17 protein-coding genes and 1 pseudogene are annotated in these 14,896 nt (G+C 48.1%); 15 read left to right on the top strand and 3 right to left on the bottom strand.

What is annotated here, in order from left to right; genetic code table 11:
- Together COW15_RS01970 and COW15_RS01975 are read right to left on the bottom strand one after the other, a co-directional pair.
- Positions 1 to 609, bottom strand: a pseudogene (locus COW15_RS01970) (transcription-repair coupling factor); the annotation flags it as partial.
- A gap of 84 nt (positions 610 to 693) precedes the next feature.
- On the bottom strand, positions 694 to 1,299 hold the full coding sequence (locus tag COW15_RS01975; protein ID WP_293629345.1) for a hypothetical protein: 606 nt from the start codon (positions 1,297 to 1,299) through the stop codon (positions 694 to 696).
- A gap of 94 nt (positions 1,300 to 1,393) precedes the next feature.
- On the opposite strand from COW15_RS01975, the gene COW15_RS01980 reads away from it, so the two are divergent.
- From COW15_RS01980 to lolE, 3 genes are read left to right on the top strand one after another with little or no spacing between them, the layout of a single operon-like run.
- Positions 1,394 to 2,626: a lipoprotein-releasing ABC transporter permease subunit gene (locus COW15_RS01980; RefSeq protein WP_293629346.1), complete on the top strand. Its 1,233-nt coding sequence runs from the start codon at positions 1,394 to 1,396 to the stop codon at positions 2,624 to 2,626.
- Positions 2,627 to 2,682: 56 nt separating this feature from the next.
- Complete coding sequence (gene lolD / locus COW15_RS01985) at positions 2,683 to 3,378, top strand: lipoprotein-releasing ABC transporter ATP-binding protein LolD (RefSeq protein ID WP_293629348.1); 696 nt, start codon at positions 2,683 to 2,685, stop codon at positions 3,376 to 3,378.
- Positions 3,375 to 4,625: a lipoprotein-releasing ABC transporter permease subunit LolE gene (lolE, locus tag COW15_RS01990; RefSeq protein WP_293629350.1), complete on the top strand. Its 1,251-nt coding sequence runs from the start codon at positions 3,375 to 3,377 to the stop codon at positions 4,623 to 4,625. The genes lolD and lolE overlap by 4 nt, the downstream gene beginning before the upstream one ends.
- Before the next feature lie 143 nt (positions 4,626 to 4,768).
- Here lolE and suhB read toward each other — a convergent pair whose 3' ends face one another.
- A complete protein-coding gene (gene suhB / locus COW15_RS01995) occupies positions 4,769 to 5,572 on the bottom strand; it encodes an inositol-1-monophosphatase (protein WP_007648195.1) in 804 nt (267 codons plus the stop codon).
- Positions 5,573 to 5,725: 153 nt separating this feature from the next.
- On the opposite strand from suhB, the gene trmJ reads away from it, so the two are divergent.
- The 12 genes from trmJ (at position 5,726) to COW15_RS02055 (ending at position 14,738) form a co-directional block, all read left to right on the top strand.
- The gene (gene trmJ / locus COW15_RS02000) at positions 5,726 to 6,451 is read left to right on the top strand and encodes a tRNA (cytosine(32)/uridine(32)-2'-O)-methyltransferase TrmJ (protein WP_293629355.1); all 726 of its coding nucleotides are present in this window, start codon (positions 5,726 to 5,728) and stop codon (positions 6,449 to 6,451) included.
- 60 nt (positions 6,452 to 6,511) lie between these two features.
- Positions 6,512 to 7,333 carry a serine O-acetyltransferase gene (cysE, locus tag COW15_RS02005; protein ID WP_293629357.1) on the top strand — a complete coding sequence of 274 codons (822 nt, stop codon included), beginning with the start codon at positions 6,512 to 6,514 and terminating at the stop codon, positions 7,331 to 7,333.
- A 374-nt stretch (positions 7,334 to 7,707) separates the two neighbouring features.
- Positions 7,708 to 8,169, top strand: coding sequence for a Fe-S cluster assembly transcriptional regulator IscR (iscR, locus tag COW15_RS02010; protein ID WP_198783274.1), 462 nt, complete (start codon positions 7,708 to 7,710; stop codon positions 8,167 to 8,169).
- 78 nt (positions 8,170 to 8,247) lie between these two features.
- Positions 8,248 to 9,462 carry an IscS subfamily cysteine desulfurase gene (locus tag COW15_RS02015; protein ID WP_293629359.1) on the top strand — a complete coding sequence of 405 codons (1,215 nt, stop codon included), beginning with the start codon at positions 8,248 to 8,250 and terminating at the stop codon, positions 9,460 to 9,462.
- A gap of 37 nt (positions 9,463 to 9,499) precedes the next feature.
- Complete coding sequence (gene iscU / locus COW15_RS02020; protein WP_011072277.1) at positions 9,500 to 9,883, top strand: Fe-S cluster assembly scaffold IscU; 384 nt, start codon at positions 9,500 to 9,502, stop codon at positions 9,881 to 9,883.
- A 14-nt stretch (positions 9,884 to 9,897) separates the two neighbouring features.
- Positions 9,898 to 10,221 carry an iron-sulfur cluster assembly protein IscA gene (gene iscA / locus COW15_RS02025; RefSeq protein WP_293629370.1) on the top strand — a complete coding sequence of 108 codons (324 nt, stop codon included), beginning with the start codon at positions 9,898 to 9,900 and terminating at the stop codon, positions 10,219 to 10,221.
- Positions 10,222 to 10,236: 15 nt separating this feature from the next.
- Positions 10,237 to 10,761, top strand: coding sequence for a co-chaperone HscB (gene hscB / locus COW15_RS02030; RefSeq protein WP_293629371.1), 525 nt, complete (start codon positions 10,237 to 10,239; stop codon positions 10,759 to 10,761).
- Positions 10,762 to 10,827: 66 nt separating this feature from the next.
- The gene (gene hscA / locus COW15_RS02035) at positions 10,828 to 12,690 is read left to right on the top strand and encodes a Fe-S protein assembly chaperone HscA (protein WP_293629372.1); all 1,863 of its coding nucleotides are present in this window, start codon (positions 10,828 to 10,830) and stop codon (positions 12,688 to 12,690) included.
- A gap of 8 nt (positions 12,691 to 12,698) precedes the next feature.
- The gene (gene fdx / locus COW15_RS02040; RefSeq protein ID WP_037458606.1) at positions 12,699 to 13,037 is read left to right on the top strand and encodes an ISC system 2Fe-2S type ferredoxin; all 339 of its coding nucleotides are present in this window, start codon (positions 12,699 to 12,701) and stop codon (positions 13,035 to 13,037) included.
- A 157-nt stretch (positions 13,038 to 13,194) separates the two neighbouring features.
- Entirely contained in the window at positions 13,195 to 14,100 is a 906-nt protein-coding gene (gene rimK, locus COW15_RS02045) for a 30S ribosomal protein S6--L-glutamate ligase (RefSeq protein ID WP_293629373.1), read from the top strand.
- A gap of 72 nt (positions 14,101 to 14,172) precedes the next feature.
- Positions 14,173 to 14,370, top strand: coding sequence for a Fe-S cluster assembly protein IscX (gene iscX, locus COW15_RS02050; RefSeq protein WP_293629374.1), 198 nt, complete (start codon positions 14,173 to 14,175; stop codon positions 14,368 to 14,370).
- 200 nt (positions 14,371 to 14,570) lie between these two features.
- Positions 14,571 to 14,738, top strand: a complete 168-nt coding sequence (locus COW15_RS02055) for a hypothetical protein (RefSeq protein WP_293629375.1) — start codon at positions 14,571 to 14,573, stop codon at positions 14,736 to 14,738.
- The last annotated feature ends 158 nt before the right edge of the window (positions 14,739 to 14,896 follow it).

Consider the following 14,896-nt stretch of genomic DNA (forward strand, 5'->3'; position numbering starts at 1 on the left):
TTCGGGATCGAAATGGCGAATCGTTTCCACTTCATCATCGAACAGCTCGATACGCAGCGGCATATTCACGCCCGTCGGGAAGATATCTAAAATGGACCCGCGAATCGCAAACTCACCGTGCTCGTACACTTGCTCGACTAAGTGATAGCCGGTATCGGTTAAGTGTTGTCGTACATCTTGTAACTGATATTTATCGCCTTTTTTCAGCACAAAGACATTTGCACTCAAAAAGGATTTTGGCGGCAGTCGCATCATCAGGGTGCTGACTGGCACTATTATCACACTGTGTTCGGCCTGAGTGATCTGTGAGAGGGTCTCTAAACGCTGGGAGATCAGATCCTGATGGGGCGAAAAACTATCGTAGGGCAAGGTTTCCCTATCGGGGAATAAACGGACCTTAATGCCATCGGCGCCCAGTAAATAGTTGAGTTCTAATTCTAGGCTCAGGGCACTGGGTGTATCACTGCTAACGACAAGCGTAGTGCCTTTATGTTGGCGAACAACACTGGCGAGTGTTACGGCTTGGCAAACCCCTGCAATGCAGGACAGGGTTTGCACTTGAGTGCTTTTTTTGACGACGGGTGGCGTTAAGGCTGAAATGTGAGTCATTGGCGTGGGATAAACGATTCATTCACAAAAAGTTGCAGACATTGTAGTGACTTAAAGGCCGAGGTGCCAGTGAAAAGTCTGTGCTTATTCGCGTCCATCCCTCGCTAATTTGCGAAGTTTTAGCTGCTTTTGTTGTACGGTAAGGCTGGCTTTAACCAGTTGTTCGACATCGGCATCGAGGATCTTGCTAAATTCGAGGTCAATAAAATATTGCTCGGGTGCTGAGGGATCTGCGGCTTGATGAGTGCTATCCAGATGATTTGCCAAGACCTTTACAAAACATAAAATGGCGATCAATTCATCGTGAATAAAAAGCGTGGTTTTAAAATGGTCGCCAATGGGAAGTGGGGTAGGACTGATAAGCCTTATGCCACTGCCACCAAATTGGCAGCCAAGCAGTTTATCCCCTTCTTGCACTTCTTTCTCGAGCACATGCTGTAACACTAAGTCCACTTTGCGGGATTGCAACTTTAAAAAATCCACCACGACCTTAGCTTCATTATCTAAATGGCGCAGTTGCAGCAGGCAACTGGCCTCGAGCTCTTTAACTTCGCTCAGTAGCTGTATTCCAAGGGATTGCATTGATCTTAATGCGATTTCACTGGGTAAAGGCTGATGTTGTGGCCAAGGACTTAGGTACGCCGTGAAGGGGTGAGGCACACTAAAATAGGGATTAGAGTCAGTGAACAAGGCTTGCCTCTTTATTTATAGGACTTAAACCCCTATTATCGTGCCCATCTTCATGATTTAGCAAGTTCATCACACAGGACGCAGCCCTCATTCAATGGATCTACGATTTCCCTTCTACGTTGGTTACCGCTATTGGCGGGCCAGAAAGGCAAATGCCTTTGCTTCTTTTATTACCTTATTTGCCGTGTCAGGCATTTTTTTAGGCGTGGCGGCACTGATTGTGGTCAGTTCGGTGATGAATGGTTTGGAGGGGCAGCTAAAGGAGCGCATTCTCGGCGCCGTTCCCCAGTTAACTGTCTATACCGAGGCCCCTTTAAACGATTGGACGGTCCAAGCGACGGCACTGAAGACCTTACCGAGCGTGAAGGGTGTGACTCCCAGTGTGTCGACCCAAGCTATGGTGCAGTCGGCCGCGAATATTCGTGCGGTGCAGGTCTTTGGGATCTTTCCCGAGCTTGCGCAAACCTTGTCTGCGGTTGCTAAGCATACTTATTCTGGCGCCTTTGATGAGCTGATAAGTGGACAATATAAGGTGATTTTAGGGGCAGAGCTTGCCCGTCAACTCAAGGTGAGCCCAGGGGATACCGTCAGGTTATTGAGCGGCGATGGCGTGGTTTACTCGCCGCTGGGGCCTGTGCCGAGCCAACGTAAGTTTATGGTCTCGGGTATCTTTGAAATGGGCTCGCAGGTCGATGCGGGCGTGGCCTATATCCATTATCAGGATGCGAAACGCCTGATGCGCCAACCGAGCGAAGAGATCAATCAACTTAGGCTCTATTTAGACGATTCTTTTAGTGCTCCGGCCTTAGCACCAAAAGTTCAGGATTTATTGGCTAAACAAGGGATTAAGGCGACGACAAGCGATTGGCGCGACACCTATGGGCACTTATTTAGCGCAGTGAAAATGGAAAAAAACATGATGTCACTGATGCTGAGTTTAATTGTGGCCGTGGCCGCCTTTAACATTGTTTCGGCCCTAGTGATGATGGTGGTCGATAAAACGACCGATGTGGCGGTACTTAAGACCCAGGGCCTGACAACGGCCTCGGTGATGGGTATCTTTGTGGTTCAAGGCTCGCTCAATGCCGTATTAGGATTAGTGCTGGGCTTAGGCGTGGGCATTCTACTGACACTTAATATTAATGGCATTATGTCGAGTTTAGGTATTTCTATTTTAGGGGCAGGGCAAGTGTTACCCGTGAAACTGGAGTTGGTGCAATTGTCGGCCATTGTGGTGGGGACGCTGGTGGTCACATTGCTGGCAACCCTCTATCCGGCGCTACGCGCGGCCAGAGTGCAGCCTGCCACGGCGCTGCGATACGAATAATTGAATGTGGTTTAACTCGCCAAACCCTATTCCCAGAATTGATAGAGAGAATGTGAATGCAAGACGTGTTACTGCAAGTGCAGGGTGTCAGTAAGAGTTATCACGACGGCGCCGTGACCACCCAAGTGTTATCGAATGTGGATTTACAAGTGTTTAAGGGCGAACAGTTGGCGATTGTCGGCAGTTCGGGCTCGGGTAAGAGTACGCTACTGCATATTATGGGCACATTAGATGAGCCGACATCGGGTAAAGTATTGCTGCTGGGTGAAGATGTGTACCGCGTCAGCAGTGCGCGTCAGGCACAGATCCGTAATCAGGATTTAGGTTTTATCTATCAATTCCACCATTTATTGCCAGAATTTACCGCGCTGGAAAACGTGGCTATGCCTGCTTTTATCCAAGGCAAAGATCGCAAGCAGGCACTCGCCAATGCACAGGTCCTGTTAGAACGGGTTGGATTAGGCCATCGAATGGGCCATATTCCCGCCGAGCTTTCGGGTGGTGAACGTCAACGGGTGGCGATCGCGCGGGCCTTGATCAATCAGCCTAAGTTGGTGCTCGCCGATGAGCCTACGGGCAACCTCGATGCGAACAGTGGCGATGCTGTGTATGAACTTATCCGCGAGTTAGCCAATCAACTCGGCACGGCCTTTGTGGTGGTAACCCATGATCACAAACTGGCGGCCCGTATGGATAGGCAATTGATGATGAAAAACGGTTACCTGCAATTAGCGGCGGAAACCCAAGTATGAAAGGACCGTTAGCCCTATCCATTGGTTGGCGCTTTTACCGTGCCCGCCAATCAAACAGTTTTATTAGCTTTATCTCCTTCGCATCGACCGCAGGCATTGCCCTCGGCGTGGCGGTATTGATCGTTGTGTTGTCGGCGATGAATGGATTTGAGCGCGAGCTAGAGCAACGATTTCTTGGCGTCGTGCCGCAGGCGGATATTGTTGGGGTGGACGCGCCGATTAGTGATTGGCAAAACGTCGTCAAAGATGCCGAGCAGATTGAGGGGATTCGCGGCGCGGCGCCTTTTATTCGTATGCAAGGATTAGTGCAAAAGCCCGGTGGGTTTCAAGGCTTATCCGTGGTGGGTATTGAGCCGGAAGAAGAAATGAAGGTCTCAGCCCTGTCACAATTTATGAGTGATGAAAGCTGGCAGAGTTTAGGCCAGGATGCGAATCATATCGTCCTTGGCAAGAGCTTATTGAAAAAGCTAGGGCTTAAACTGGGCGATACAGTAGCACTCTATGTGCAGGACTCAGATCCTGATGCGGCGGGAAGTCTACGCGCGGCAAAGAGCCATCGATTTGTGGTGTCCGGCATTTATTCCCTCGGGGGAGAGCTTGAGTTAACGACCGCCTATATTCCAATGCGTTATGCGGCGCAGATCCTAAATATGCATAGCGGTGTAACCGGCGTGCGTATTAGTGTCGATAAAGTGTTTGAGGCGCCAACCAAAGTGCGTGAACTGGGTTATGCGCAAAAGCAGTCGGTCTATATTAGCGATTGGACTCGTACTCAAGGGCATTTATATCAAGATATTCAACTGGTTCGCACCGTGATGTATTTGGTTCTCGTGTTAGTTATTGGTGTGGCTTGCTTTAATATTGTCTCCACCTTAGTCATGGCTGTGCGGGATAAAGCCTCTGAAATTGCTATTTTAATGACCATGGGCCTGAGCCGTTTGGCCGTGATGGGCATTTTTATGGTGCAGGGCGCCTTAAACGGGCTACTCGGTTGTGGTCTTGGTGGCATTATTGGTATCAGCATGGCGCTGAACCTAAGTGATATCGCCAGCGCGATTGAACGGCTATTCAGTATTAAACTACTGGCCGCGGATGTGTACTTTGTCGACTTTTTACCCTCTGAGTTACATGGCTCTGATGCGTTGCTCGTGATTGCCATGGCATTTATGATGAGCTTAATGGCAACCTTATATCCAGCGTGGAAGGCCAGTCAAATTGCGCCAGCGCAAGCGTTAGCGGGTAGGTAGTATAAGTGGGCGGATAGCGTATTAGCAGAGAGAGTGATTGCATATAATGTAATCGCTAAACAAAAGGCCAGTGACTTCTTAAAGAAGTCACTGGCCTTGTTAATCTTGGCGACTATCTTGGCGACTAATTGAATGTAGCTAAATTAACGCTTTAAACCTTCATTCAATAATGGACGCATGATCTTCACTAATTCTGTGGTCACTTTAGGTGAGCCAGCAACGATATTACCTGAAATCAGATAGTTGTGGTTACCAGTAAAGTCAGTCACAGTACCGCCCGCTTCACGGCAGATAAGATCGCCCGCGGCGATATCCCAAGGCTTTAAACCGATTTCGAAGAAACCGTCTAAACGGCCAGCGGCAACATAGGCTAAATCTAATGCGGCAGAACCCGCGCGACGTAAGTCAGCACATTGGCCGAAGACTTCGCCAAAAATAGCCATATAGGTTTCAGTGTGTTGGCGCGCTTTAAATGGGAAACCCGTACCGATAATGGTCGGAGTTAATTCATTCACATTAGTGACGCGGATCCTAAAATCGTTGAGTTTTGCACCCTTACCACGGATAGCGGTAAAGAGTTCTTCACGGACAGGATCATAAACAACGGCAACTTCAGTCTTGCCTTTGTATTGCAGTGCAATAGAAACTGAGAAGTGGGGAATGCCTCTAACAAAGTTGTTAGTGCCATCCAGAGGATCGACTATCCAAACATAGTCTTTGTTTTCACCGCGGTTTTCACCTTTCTCTTCACCCACAATCGTATGATCTGGATAAGATTTACGAATTTGGTACGTAATAGCCGCTTCTGCTTCCTTGTCTACACTGGTAACAAAATCATTGATACCTTTGGCACTGACTTCAACTCGGTCAAGTTCAGTGTAGGCGCGCATAATAGTTTGGCCGGCCGCGCGGGCAGCGCGAACAGCAATCGTCAGCATCGGATGCATTGCAATCCCCTGGATGTTAAAGAACGTTAAAATAGCGGGCGGCATTATACTCGATTTGATTGTTATATCAAATACCGATTTTCATATAAGCATTCGCCCACGCCTGTGATAATATTCGCCCCCAGTGTTTTATGAATTAAATTAAGTTGTTTCATGCTAAGTAATATTCGAGTGGTTTTAGTGGGGACATCGCACCCCGGCAATATTGGCTCCACCGCCAGAGCGATGAAGACTATGGGTTTATCAACCCTGTACCTTGCCGAACCTCGTTGTGAGGTCGATGGACAATCCATTGCATTAGCCGCTGGTGCCTCCGACATTTTGAAACACTTAGTCAAAGTTGATTCACTCGCCGAAGCCATCGCCGATTGCAGTTTGGTGATTGCCACCAGTGCGCGCAGCCGAACCTTAGATTGGCCTATGCTCGACCCCCGTGAAGCGGGGCAAAAGTTGGTCACCGAAAGTCGCTCTGGACCTGTTGCCATAGTGTTCGGCCGTGAGAATCATGGTTTAAGCAATGAAGAATTGCAGCAATGTACTTACCATGTTGCGATTCCCGCAAACCCGGAGTACAGCTCACTTAATCTGGCGCAAGCGGTGCAAATTATCTGTTATGAGACTCGGGTAGCCCATTTAGCGCAAACAGAAACAATACAGGAATCGATAGAATATCCCTTGGCAGCCGATCAAGAGCGTTTCTTCGTCCACCTCGAAAGTACGCTGCTATCGACGGGTTTTATTATTAAAAATCACCCAGGGCAAGTGATGACAAAGCTGCGTCGATTATTCAGTCGTGCGCGGATTGAGAGTCAGGAGATGAATATTCTTCGGGGAATATTGACCTCCATCGACAAAGTGGTCGGCGATAAACAAAAATAGCCCAGTGCTTAGTTGGCAAACAATAACGGGCAAACAATAATCAGTGCGAAGGATTGAGTGATGGGTGTGATAGCTAGGCTAAAAGAAGATATTGAATCTATATATCACCGTGATCCCGCGGCGCGCAGCGCCTTTGAGATCTTAATTAACTATCCGGGAATGCATGCCATTTGGCTGCACCGGATAAGCCATAAGTTATGGAAGCGTGATTGGCGTTTAACGGCCCGTTGTTTATCGACGTTTTCCCGTTGGTTGACGGGCGTTGAGATCCATCCCGGGGCGACCATAGGGCATAGATTCTTCATTGACCACGGTATGGGGGTGGTGATTGGTGAAACCGCCGAAATTGGTGATGATTGCACCCTTTACCACGGCGTGACACTCGGTGGAACCACCTGGCAGGCGGGAAAACGCCACCCTACCTTAGCCAACAATGTGGTGGTTGGCGCAGGCGCTAAGATCCTCGGCCCTATCACTATGCACGATGGTGCCCGTGTGGGGTCAAATTCTGTGGTGGTCAAAGATGTACCTAAGGACACTACCGTCGTTGGCATTCCTGGTCGCGTGGTGGCAACCCCGTCACCCCAGTCAAAGGAAAAGTCCGAGCGCCGCAGTGCTATGGCGAAAAAATACGGGTTCGATGCCTACGCCGTTTCGCCCGATAATCCCGATCCCGTGGCTAATGCCATTGGGCAAATGCTGGATCATATGCATTTAATGGACTCAAAAGTGCAGGAGTTGTGTCAAGCTATTCAACGTCTAGGTGGTGATGTGTGTACTGAAAAACTGCCGGAACTGGATGTGGGTGAGTTTAATGATGCTGAAAAAGCGGCAGCCGTTAAACGTCAGAATACCCACGATGAGTTTGATCCGGGGATCTAATGCGTCCTTGTTTGAGGTTAAGTGACTGCACCTAAACAGAATGACTCGGCGGGTGCACCTCAACCCAAGATTTGCGCAATTTTTGCCGCAGCATAGGCAGTGCTGTGTGCCTATATTGTGAGCGTTAGGTGTATGCATTCGGTTTTCGCGGACCTTATCGTGCGGTAGATCTCGATATCGCCTTTAGTGTGCCGATTAATTGCCGCTTTGGCATTGAATCTTAGGGCAGAAAAAGGTTAAATACCCCACCAAGATGAAAGGGTATTGGTTCACAGTGCACTCATATACTTGAGTGTTTTAGTAGGTTTTATACTTGACTGATTTACTCAGGTATGTTGAAATAACCCCATACCTGTTTGGGAGCTATGGTAGTTATGAAACTTACATCAAAAGGTCGTTATGCAGTAACCGCTATGCTTGACGTGGCAATCCACTCGGCATCGGGACCGGTTCCCTTAGCGGATATCTCTGAAAGACAAGGGATTTCGCTTTCCTATCTCGAACAACTCTTCGCTAAGTTAAGAAAGCATGGTTTAGTCGCTAGTGTTCGCGGACCCGGTGGTGGTTATCGCTTAGGGCTAGAAGCCAACGATATTTCAGTCGGCATGGTTGTCCATGCGGTTGACGAGTCTGTCGATGCGACTCGTTGCCAAGGATTAGGCAATTGTCAGAGTGGAACTCGCTGCTTAACGCACTCGCTTTGGGGCGATTTAAGCAAACAAATTTCAGATTTTTTAAACGGTATCAGTCTTGCGGGCTTGATGCAGAAGAGGGATGTACAGTTTATCTCACTTAAGCAAGACACTATGCAAAAGGAACAAAGAGTCAGCTTATAGGCTCCTTGTTATACGATAAAAATTATTTTTGTACGTTGTATGTAGCCTCGGCAGAGACTGCTCAGTACGGAGTGTGTTATGAAGCTTCCTATCTATTTAGATTATGCCGCCACCACGCCTGTCGATCCGAGAGTCGCGGAAAAGATGTTCCAATATATGACAATGGACGGCATCTTTGGCAACCCCGCCTCCCGCTCACATCGCTATGGCTGGCAAGCTGAAGAAGCGGTGGATATCGCTCGCAACCAAGTGGCTGACTTAATTAATGCCGATCACCGTGAAATCGTGTTTACGTCGGGCGCAACTGAGTCAAACAACCTTGCAATCAAAGGGGTTGCGCATTTCTATAGTAAGAAAGGCAAACACATCATCACCAGCAAGACCGAACACAAAGCAGTGCTCGATACCTGTCGTCAACTCGAGCGTGAAGGCTTTGAAGTGACGTATTTGGAACCAGCGGCAAACGGCATCATTCCGATGGAACGTTTAGCAGCGGCAATGCGTGATGACACGATTCTTGTCAGTATCATGCATGTTAACAACGAAATCGGTGTGATCCATGATATCGATGCCATCGGTGAGCTATGCCGCTCAAAGGGCATTATTTTCCATATGGATGCGGCGCAAAGTGCAGGGAAACTGCCTATCGATGTGCAGGCCACTAAAGTGGATTTGATTTCGATTTCTGGCCATAAGATGTATGGCCCCAAAGGGATTGGCGCTTTGTATGTTCGCCGTAAACCTCGCATTCGCTTAGAAGCGCAAATGCACGGTGGTGGCCATGAGCGTGGTATGCGTAGCGGTACGCTGCCGACGCACCAAATCGTGGGCTTAGGTGAAGCCGCTGCGATTGCCAAAGCTGAAATGGCAATCGATAACACCCGTATCGCTAAACTGCGCGATAAGTTATGGAACGGCATCAAGCACATTGAAGAAACCTATATCAATGGCGATATGACTCAGCGTGTGAGCGGTAGTCTTAACGTCAGCTTCAACTATGTTGAAGGCGAGTCATTGATGATGGCCTTAAAAGATTTAGCGGTTTCATCGGGTTCAGCCTGTACTTCGGCGAGCCTTGAGCCCAGCTACGTATTACGTGCACTGGGTTTAAACGATGAAATGGCCCATAGCTCGATTCGTTTCTCAATCGGCCGTTTCACAACGGAAGAAGAAATCGATCACGCTATCGAAGTTATTACTCAATCTATTGATAAATTAAGAGAAATGTCTCCATTGTGGGAGATGTTTAAAGATGGCATCGACCTGAATCAGGTGCAATGGGCACATCATTAATTCGACCATTTACGATAGATAATTTTGGAGCAGTACCATGGCTTACAGTGAAAAAGTGATAGATCATTATGAGAACCCACGTAACGTTGGTTCTTTCGACAAAAACGACCCTTCAGTCGTCACTGGTATGGTGGGTGCACCTGCCTGTGGTGACGTGATGAAACTGCAGTTGAAAATCGGCGCCGACGGTATCATCGAAGATGCTAAGTTTAAAACCTACGGTTGTGGTAGTGCGATTGCCTCCAGCTCACTGGTGACCGAGTGGGTTAAAGGCAAAACAATCGAGCAAGCAGCAGCGATTAAAAACACCGATATCGCTGAGGAATTAGCCTTACCACCGGTGAAAATCCATTGTTCTATTTTGGCGGAAGATGCCATTAAAGCGGCGATAGACGAGTATAAATCGAAGCAAGCTAAGTAACATCTGGAGTTAAGATGGCGATTACTATGACCCCAGCGGCAGCCGATCGTGTCAGATCTTTCTTAGCAAATCGAGGCAAGGGCATTGGCCTGCGCCTCGGCTTAAAGACTTCTGGCTGTTCTGGTATGGCTTATGTACTTGAGTTTGTTGATGCGCTGAATGATGACGATGAAGTCTTCGATGTGGAGGGTGTTAAAATCATCATCGATGCGAAGAGCTTTATTTATCTGCAGGGTATCGAGCTGGATTTTATTAAGGAAGGCCTGAACGAAGGTTTCCAATTTAACAATCCTAACGCAAAAGGTGAGTGCGGTTGCGGTGAGAGTTTCACTGTTTAATTGCCGAATAGACGCATGAATTATTTCGAGCTGTTTAAATTTTCCCCCGCCTTCGATATTGACACCGCTGTGCTTGCAGAACGCTATCGCGAACTGCAACGGGCGGTGCATCCCGATAAGTTTGCCCATGATACCGAGCAGCAGAAATTACTGTCGGTGCAACGTACTGCCCAAGTGAATGACGGTTATCAAACCTTAAAGGATCCCATTCGCCGCGCTGAGCATATGCTGGCGCTGCGTGGTATCGATTTAAGTCATGAAACCACCACAGTGAAAGATACCGCCTTTTTGATGCAGCAGATGGAATGGCGTGAAGCCTTAGAAGACATTCGCCATAGCGTCGATCCCCAAGAGAGTATCGATGAGTTGTATCAATCCTTTGCGCAGTATCGCGCTACACTCACCCAAATTTTGACTCAACTGCTCCACAGCAGTGAAGACGAAGATGGCTTGTTAGCGGCAGATCAAGTTCGCAAACTCAAATTTATGGCAAAATTACACGACGAGTTGACCAGAGTCGAAGACGCTCTGTTAGATTAATTTTCCTGTTGATGTTATTTAGCCGACACTGGTTTTACAGGGTCGGCGTTACTAAGTTGGATAAATATGGCCCTTTTGCAGATAGCTGAGCCCGGTCAAAGTGCCGCGCCGCACCAACATAGACTTGCCGTTGGCATTGATTTAGGTACCACAAATTCGTTGGTCGCCGCGGTTCGAAGTGGCGAAACGGCAACCCTGCCGGACGAAGATGGACAGCATTCATTACCTTCCATAGTGCGTTATACCCAAGATTCCGTCGAAGTCGGCGCCCTTGCGGCCCAAAGTTCGGCGCAGGATCCGCACAATACGATAGTCTCAGTTAAGCGCTTTATGGGCCGCAGTCTGGCGGATATCCAAGCGGGCAAACAATCATTCCCCTACGAATTTGCCGCAAGCGAAAATGGCTTACCTTTATTTGTGACCCCCCAAGGTCAAGTGAATCCGATACAGGTGTCAGCGGAGATTCTACGTCCGTTGATCGCCCGCGCCGAAAAAACGCTAGGTGGTGAATTGCAAGGCGTGGTGATCACTGTACCCGCCTATTTCGATGATGCTCAGCGTCAAGGCACGAAAGATGCTGCCTCTCTGCTCGGTGTTAAAGTGCTACGTCTACTCAATGAGCCGACAGCAGCAGCCATTGCCTATGGTTTGGATTCTAAGCAAGAGGGCGTAATTGCCATTTATGACTTAGGCGGTGGGACCTTTGATATTTCAATTTTGCGCTTGAATCGTGGTGTATTTGAAGTGCTGGCCACCGGTGGCGATTCGGCCCTTGGCGGCGATGATTTCGACCATTTATTGCAAGCGCATATGCAGCAGGTTTGGCAGCTTAGCGACATCGACTCACTATTAAGCCGTCAGCTGTTGATTGAATCGCGTCGAGTCAAAGAAGCCTTAACGGATGCTGCGCAAACTGAAGCAAAAGTGATCCTTGCCGATGGGACTGAACTCACGCAAATCGTTACTAAAGCTGAATTTGATGCCATGATTGCGGTGTTGGTTAAGAAGACCATTGCTAGCTGTCGCCGTACACTGCGTGATGCGGGCGTAACAACGGATGAAGTGCTAGAAACTGTGATGGTTGGCGGTTCAACACGTGTGCCATTAGTGCGTGAACAGGTCGAAGCTTTCTTCGGCAAACCACCCCTTACATCTATCGATCCCGATCGTGTTGTCGCCATTGGCGCCGCCATTCAAGCCGACATTTTGGTGGGCAATAAACCCGAATCTGATTTGTTATTGCTCGATGTGATCCCGCTGTCCTTAGGGATTGAAACCATGGGCGGTTTAGTGGAAAAAGTGGTGTCCCGTAATACCACGATTCCGGTGGCACGGGCGCAGGAGTTTACCACCTTTAAGGATGGTCAAACCGCCATGGCCTTCCATGTGGTGCAGGGCGAGCGTGAATTGGTTGCCGATTGCCGCTCCCTCGCGCGTTTTACCTTAAAAGGCATTCCGCCCTTAGCTGCAGGTGCTGCACATATTCGGGTGACTTTCCAAGTGGACGCCGATGGTTTACTCAGTGTCACTGCGATGGAGAAATCCACCGGCGTGCAATCGAGTATTCAAGTTAAGCCATCCTTTGGTTTATCGGATACCGAAATTGCCACTATGCTGAAGGATTCGATGAAGCATGCGAAAGAGGATATCGGTCGTCGTATGCTGGCCGAACAGCAAGTGGAGGCGGCGAGGGTACTCGAGTCTTTACAGGCTGCGTTAGCGAAGGATGGCGACTTGTTAACTGCCGCTGAACGTGGACAAATTGATGCTACTATGACCAATGTGGCGCAAGTGGCTACGGGCGATGATGCCGATGCAATTAAACAAGCGATTGAACAACTGGATGAGCAAACCCAAGATTTTGCAGCCAGACGTATGGACAATTCTATTCGAGTGGCATTTAAAGGCCAGTCGATCGACAACATATAGGTGATCTGATGCCCCAATTAGTCTTTCTTCCCCACGCAGAGTTGTGTCCTGACGGCGCAGTAGTGGAGGCGAATGTTGGTGAAACTATTCTCGATGTGGCGCTGCGTAATGGCATCAATATCGAGCATGCCTGTGAAAAGTCCTGTGCCTGCACGACGTGTCACTGTATCGTGCGTGAAGGTTTTGATGAGTTAGAGCCCAGTGATGAACTCGAAGATGATATGCTGGACAAAGCTTGGGGGCTTGAGCCCGAGAGCCGCTTATCCTGTCAGGCAAAAGTGGTAGATGCTGATATGGTGATTGAAATCCCTAAATACACAGTTAATATGGTTAGCGAAGGAAATTAATTTTCTATATCGCTGATTTTATCGTCAAAAACCAGTCCAAGTGACTGGTTTTTGACTTATGGCGGAGCGCATGTGCACAGACCATAGTTGCTGTGATTGATTTATCCCAGCGCAGGCGTATTATGCGCTCAAAATAAAATGGTTGTCGGAGACCAGAATGAGAATCGCGATCCTATCGCAAGGGCCTGAGCTATATTCAACTAAGCGACTCGTTGAAGCTGCGACATTACGTGGTCACGAAGTACAAGTAATCAATCCGCTTGAATGTTATATGAATATCAATATGCGCCAGTCGAGTATTCATATTGGAGGGCAAGAATTGCCGCCATTTGATGCCGTGATCCCACGTATTGGCGCTTCTATTACCTTCTATGGCTCGGCGGTATTGCGTCAGTTTGAGATGATGGGGGTGTATGCGCTCAATGATTCCGTTGGGATTTCTCGCTCACGGGATAAATTGCGTTCGATGCAGTTAATGTCCCGCCGTGGTATTGGTTTGCCCATCACTGGTTTTGCTAATAAACCCAGTGATATCCCGGACTTAATCGATATGGTGGGTGGGGCGCCGCTGGTGATAAAACTGCTTGAGGGTACACAAGGTATTGGCGTGGTTTTAGCTGAAACCCGTAAAGCGGCTGAGAGCGTGATCGAAGCCTTTATGGGCCTTAAAGCCAATATTATGGTGCAGGAATATATTAAAGAAGCCAACGGTGCCGATATTCGCTGTTTTGTATTGGGTGACAAAGTGATTGCGGCAATGAAACGTCAAGCCATGCCTGGGGAGTTTCGTTCTAACTTGCACAGGGGCGGCACGGCAAGTTTAGTTAAACTCACGCCCGAAGAACGTTCGGTCGCTATCCGCGCGGCAAAAACGATGGGATTGAATGTCGCAGGGGTGGATTTGTTGCGTTCTAATCATGGTCCTGTCGTTATGGAGGTCAACTCATCCCCTGGGCTTGAAGGCATTGAAGGCGCAACCACTAAAGATGTGGCCGGTGCAATCATTGAGTTTGTTGAAAAAAATGTGTCTAAAGTGAAGAAAATCACCCAAGCTCAGGGATAGGTTATTTTAGGCACTCACATTTAGGCGCTCACAGTCAGTATTAATTTGGCTCAGGTCACATAGGGGGAAACGATGAAATTAAAATGGATAGACTCCTTGGATATTGCATTGGAATTACTTGAGAAACATCCCGATGTTGACCCCCATAAACTGCATTTCACTGAGTTATATGAATGGGTGTTAGCCTTAGATGATTTTGATGATGACCCAAAGCATTGTAATGAACGTATTTTGGAGGCGATTCAGCAATGTTGGATCGAAGAGAAGTAACGTGCATCTTGGTTAAGTCATCTTGTCCAAGGGATAATACAAATAGGTGATTCGCATCACGTTTCAGGTTGAACAAAATGAGATTTTTGCGAGAGTTTGATCGTTATCAAATTCATTTTAAGTGAATAACGTACCTTGTTACTCATTGGTTAAGTTCGTTCATTACTTAACTTATTTTTCGCTACTGCAAGGATGTTCACATGAAACTTTTGCTTGTATTGCTATTTACCCTATTACCTACAATGGCTTGGGCACATCCTGGGCATGGCGGCGTAGGTTTATTTCATCACCTACTCGATTTTGCTCCTGCAATTATTTTAGTTGCACTGTTGGTATGGGCCGGTGTGTGGGCTAAAAACAGAAAGTAATCTTCTCGTCATTAATTAGATTACTTTATACCCAAGCTACCTGAGGATGCAGGATTCAGCGGGAGTTTAACGCACTTTAGGCAAGGCGGTTATTTGCAGACCTAGCGGGCTAAGTCAAAAATAACCAACACAGCATAAAGTGTGTTAAAACCCGCCGG

It is taken from the genome of Shewanella sp. CG12_big_fil_rev_8_21_14_0_65_47_15, from assembly GCF_002783505.1.
GTDB lineage: Bacteria > Pseudomonadota > Gammaproteobacteria > Enterobacterales > Shewanellaceae > Shewanella.

Bases quoted from the DNA above. Each gene is read 5' to 3' on its own strand.
- COW15_RS01980 (WP_293629346.1), top strand. From the start codon at position 1,394: ATGGATCTACGATTTCCCTTCTACGTTGGTTACCGCTATTGGCGGGCC.
- lolD (WP_293629348.1), top strand. From the start codon at position 2,683: ATGCAAGACGTGTTACTGCAAGTGCAGGGTGTCAGTAAGAGTTATCAC.
- lolE (WP_293629350.1), top strand. From the start codon at position 3,375: ATGAAAGGACCGTTAGCCCTATCCATTGGTTGGCGCTTTTACCGTGCC.
- suhB (WP_007648195.1), bottom strand. From the start codon at position 5,572: ATGCATCCGATGCTGACGATTGCTGTTCGCGCTGCCCGCGCGGCCGGC.
- trmJ (WP_293629355.1), top strand. From the start codon at position 5,726: ATGCTAAGTAATATTCGAGTGGTTTTAGTGGGGACATCGCACCCCGGC.
- cysE (WP_293629357.1), top strand. From the start codon at position 6,512: ATGGGTGTGATAGCTAGGCTAAAAGAAGATATTGAATCTATATATCAC.
- iscR (WP_198783274.1), top strand. From the start codon at position 7,708: ATGAAACTTACATCAAAAGGTCGTTATGCAGTAACCGCTATGCTTGAC.
- COW15_RS02015 (WP_293629359.1), top strand. From the start codon at position 8,248: ATGAAGCTTCCTATCTATTTAGATTATGCCGCCACCACGCCTGTCGAT.
- iscU (WP_011072277.1), top strand. From the start codon at position 9,500: ATGGCTTACAGTGAAAAAGTGATAGATCATTATGAGAACCCACGTAAC.
- iscA (WP_293629370.1), top strand. From the start codon at position 9,898: ATGGCGATTACTATGACCCCAGCGGCAGCCGATCGTGTCAGATCTTTC.
- hscB (WP_293629371.1), top strand. From the start codon at position 10,237: ATGAATTATTTCGAGCTGTTTAAATTTTCCCCCGCCTTCGATATTGAC.
- hscA (WP_293629372.1), top strand. From the start codon at position 10,828: ATGGCCCTTTTGCAGATAGCTGAGCCCGGTCAAAGTGCCGCGCCGCAC.
- fdx (WP_037458606.1), top strand. From the start codon at position 12,699: ATGCCCCAATTAGTCTTTCTTCCCCACGCAGAGTTGTGTCCTGACGGC.
- rimK (WP_293629373.1), top strand. From the start codon at position 13,195: ATGAGAATCGCGATCCTATCGCAAGGGCCTGAGCTATATTCAACTAAG.
- iscX (WP_293629374.1), top strand. From the start codon at position 14,173: ATGAAATTAAAATGGATAGACTCCTTGGATATTGCATTGGAATTACTT.
- COW15_RS02055 (WP_293629375.1), top strand. From the start codon at position 14,571: ATGAAACTTTTGCTTGTATTGCTATTTACCCTATTACCTACAATGGCT.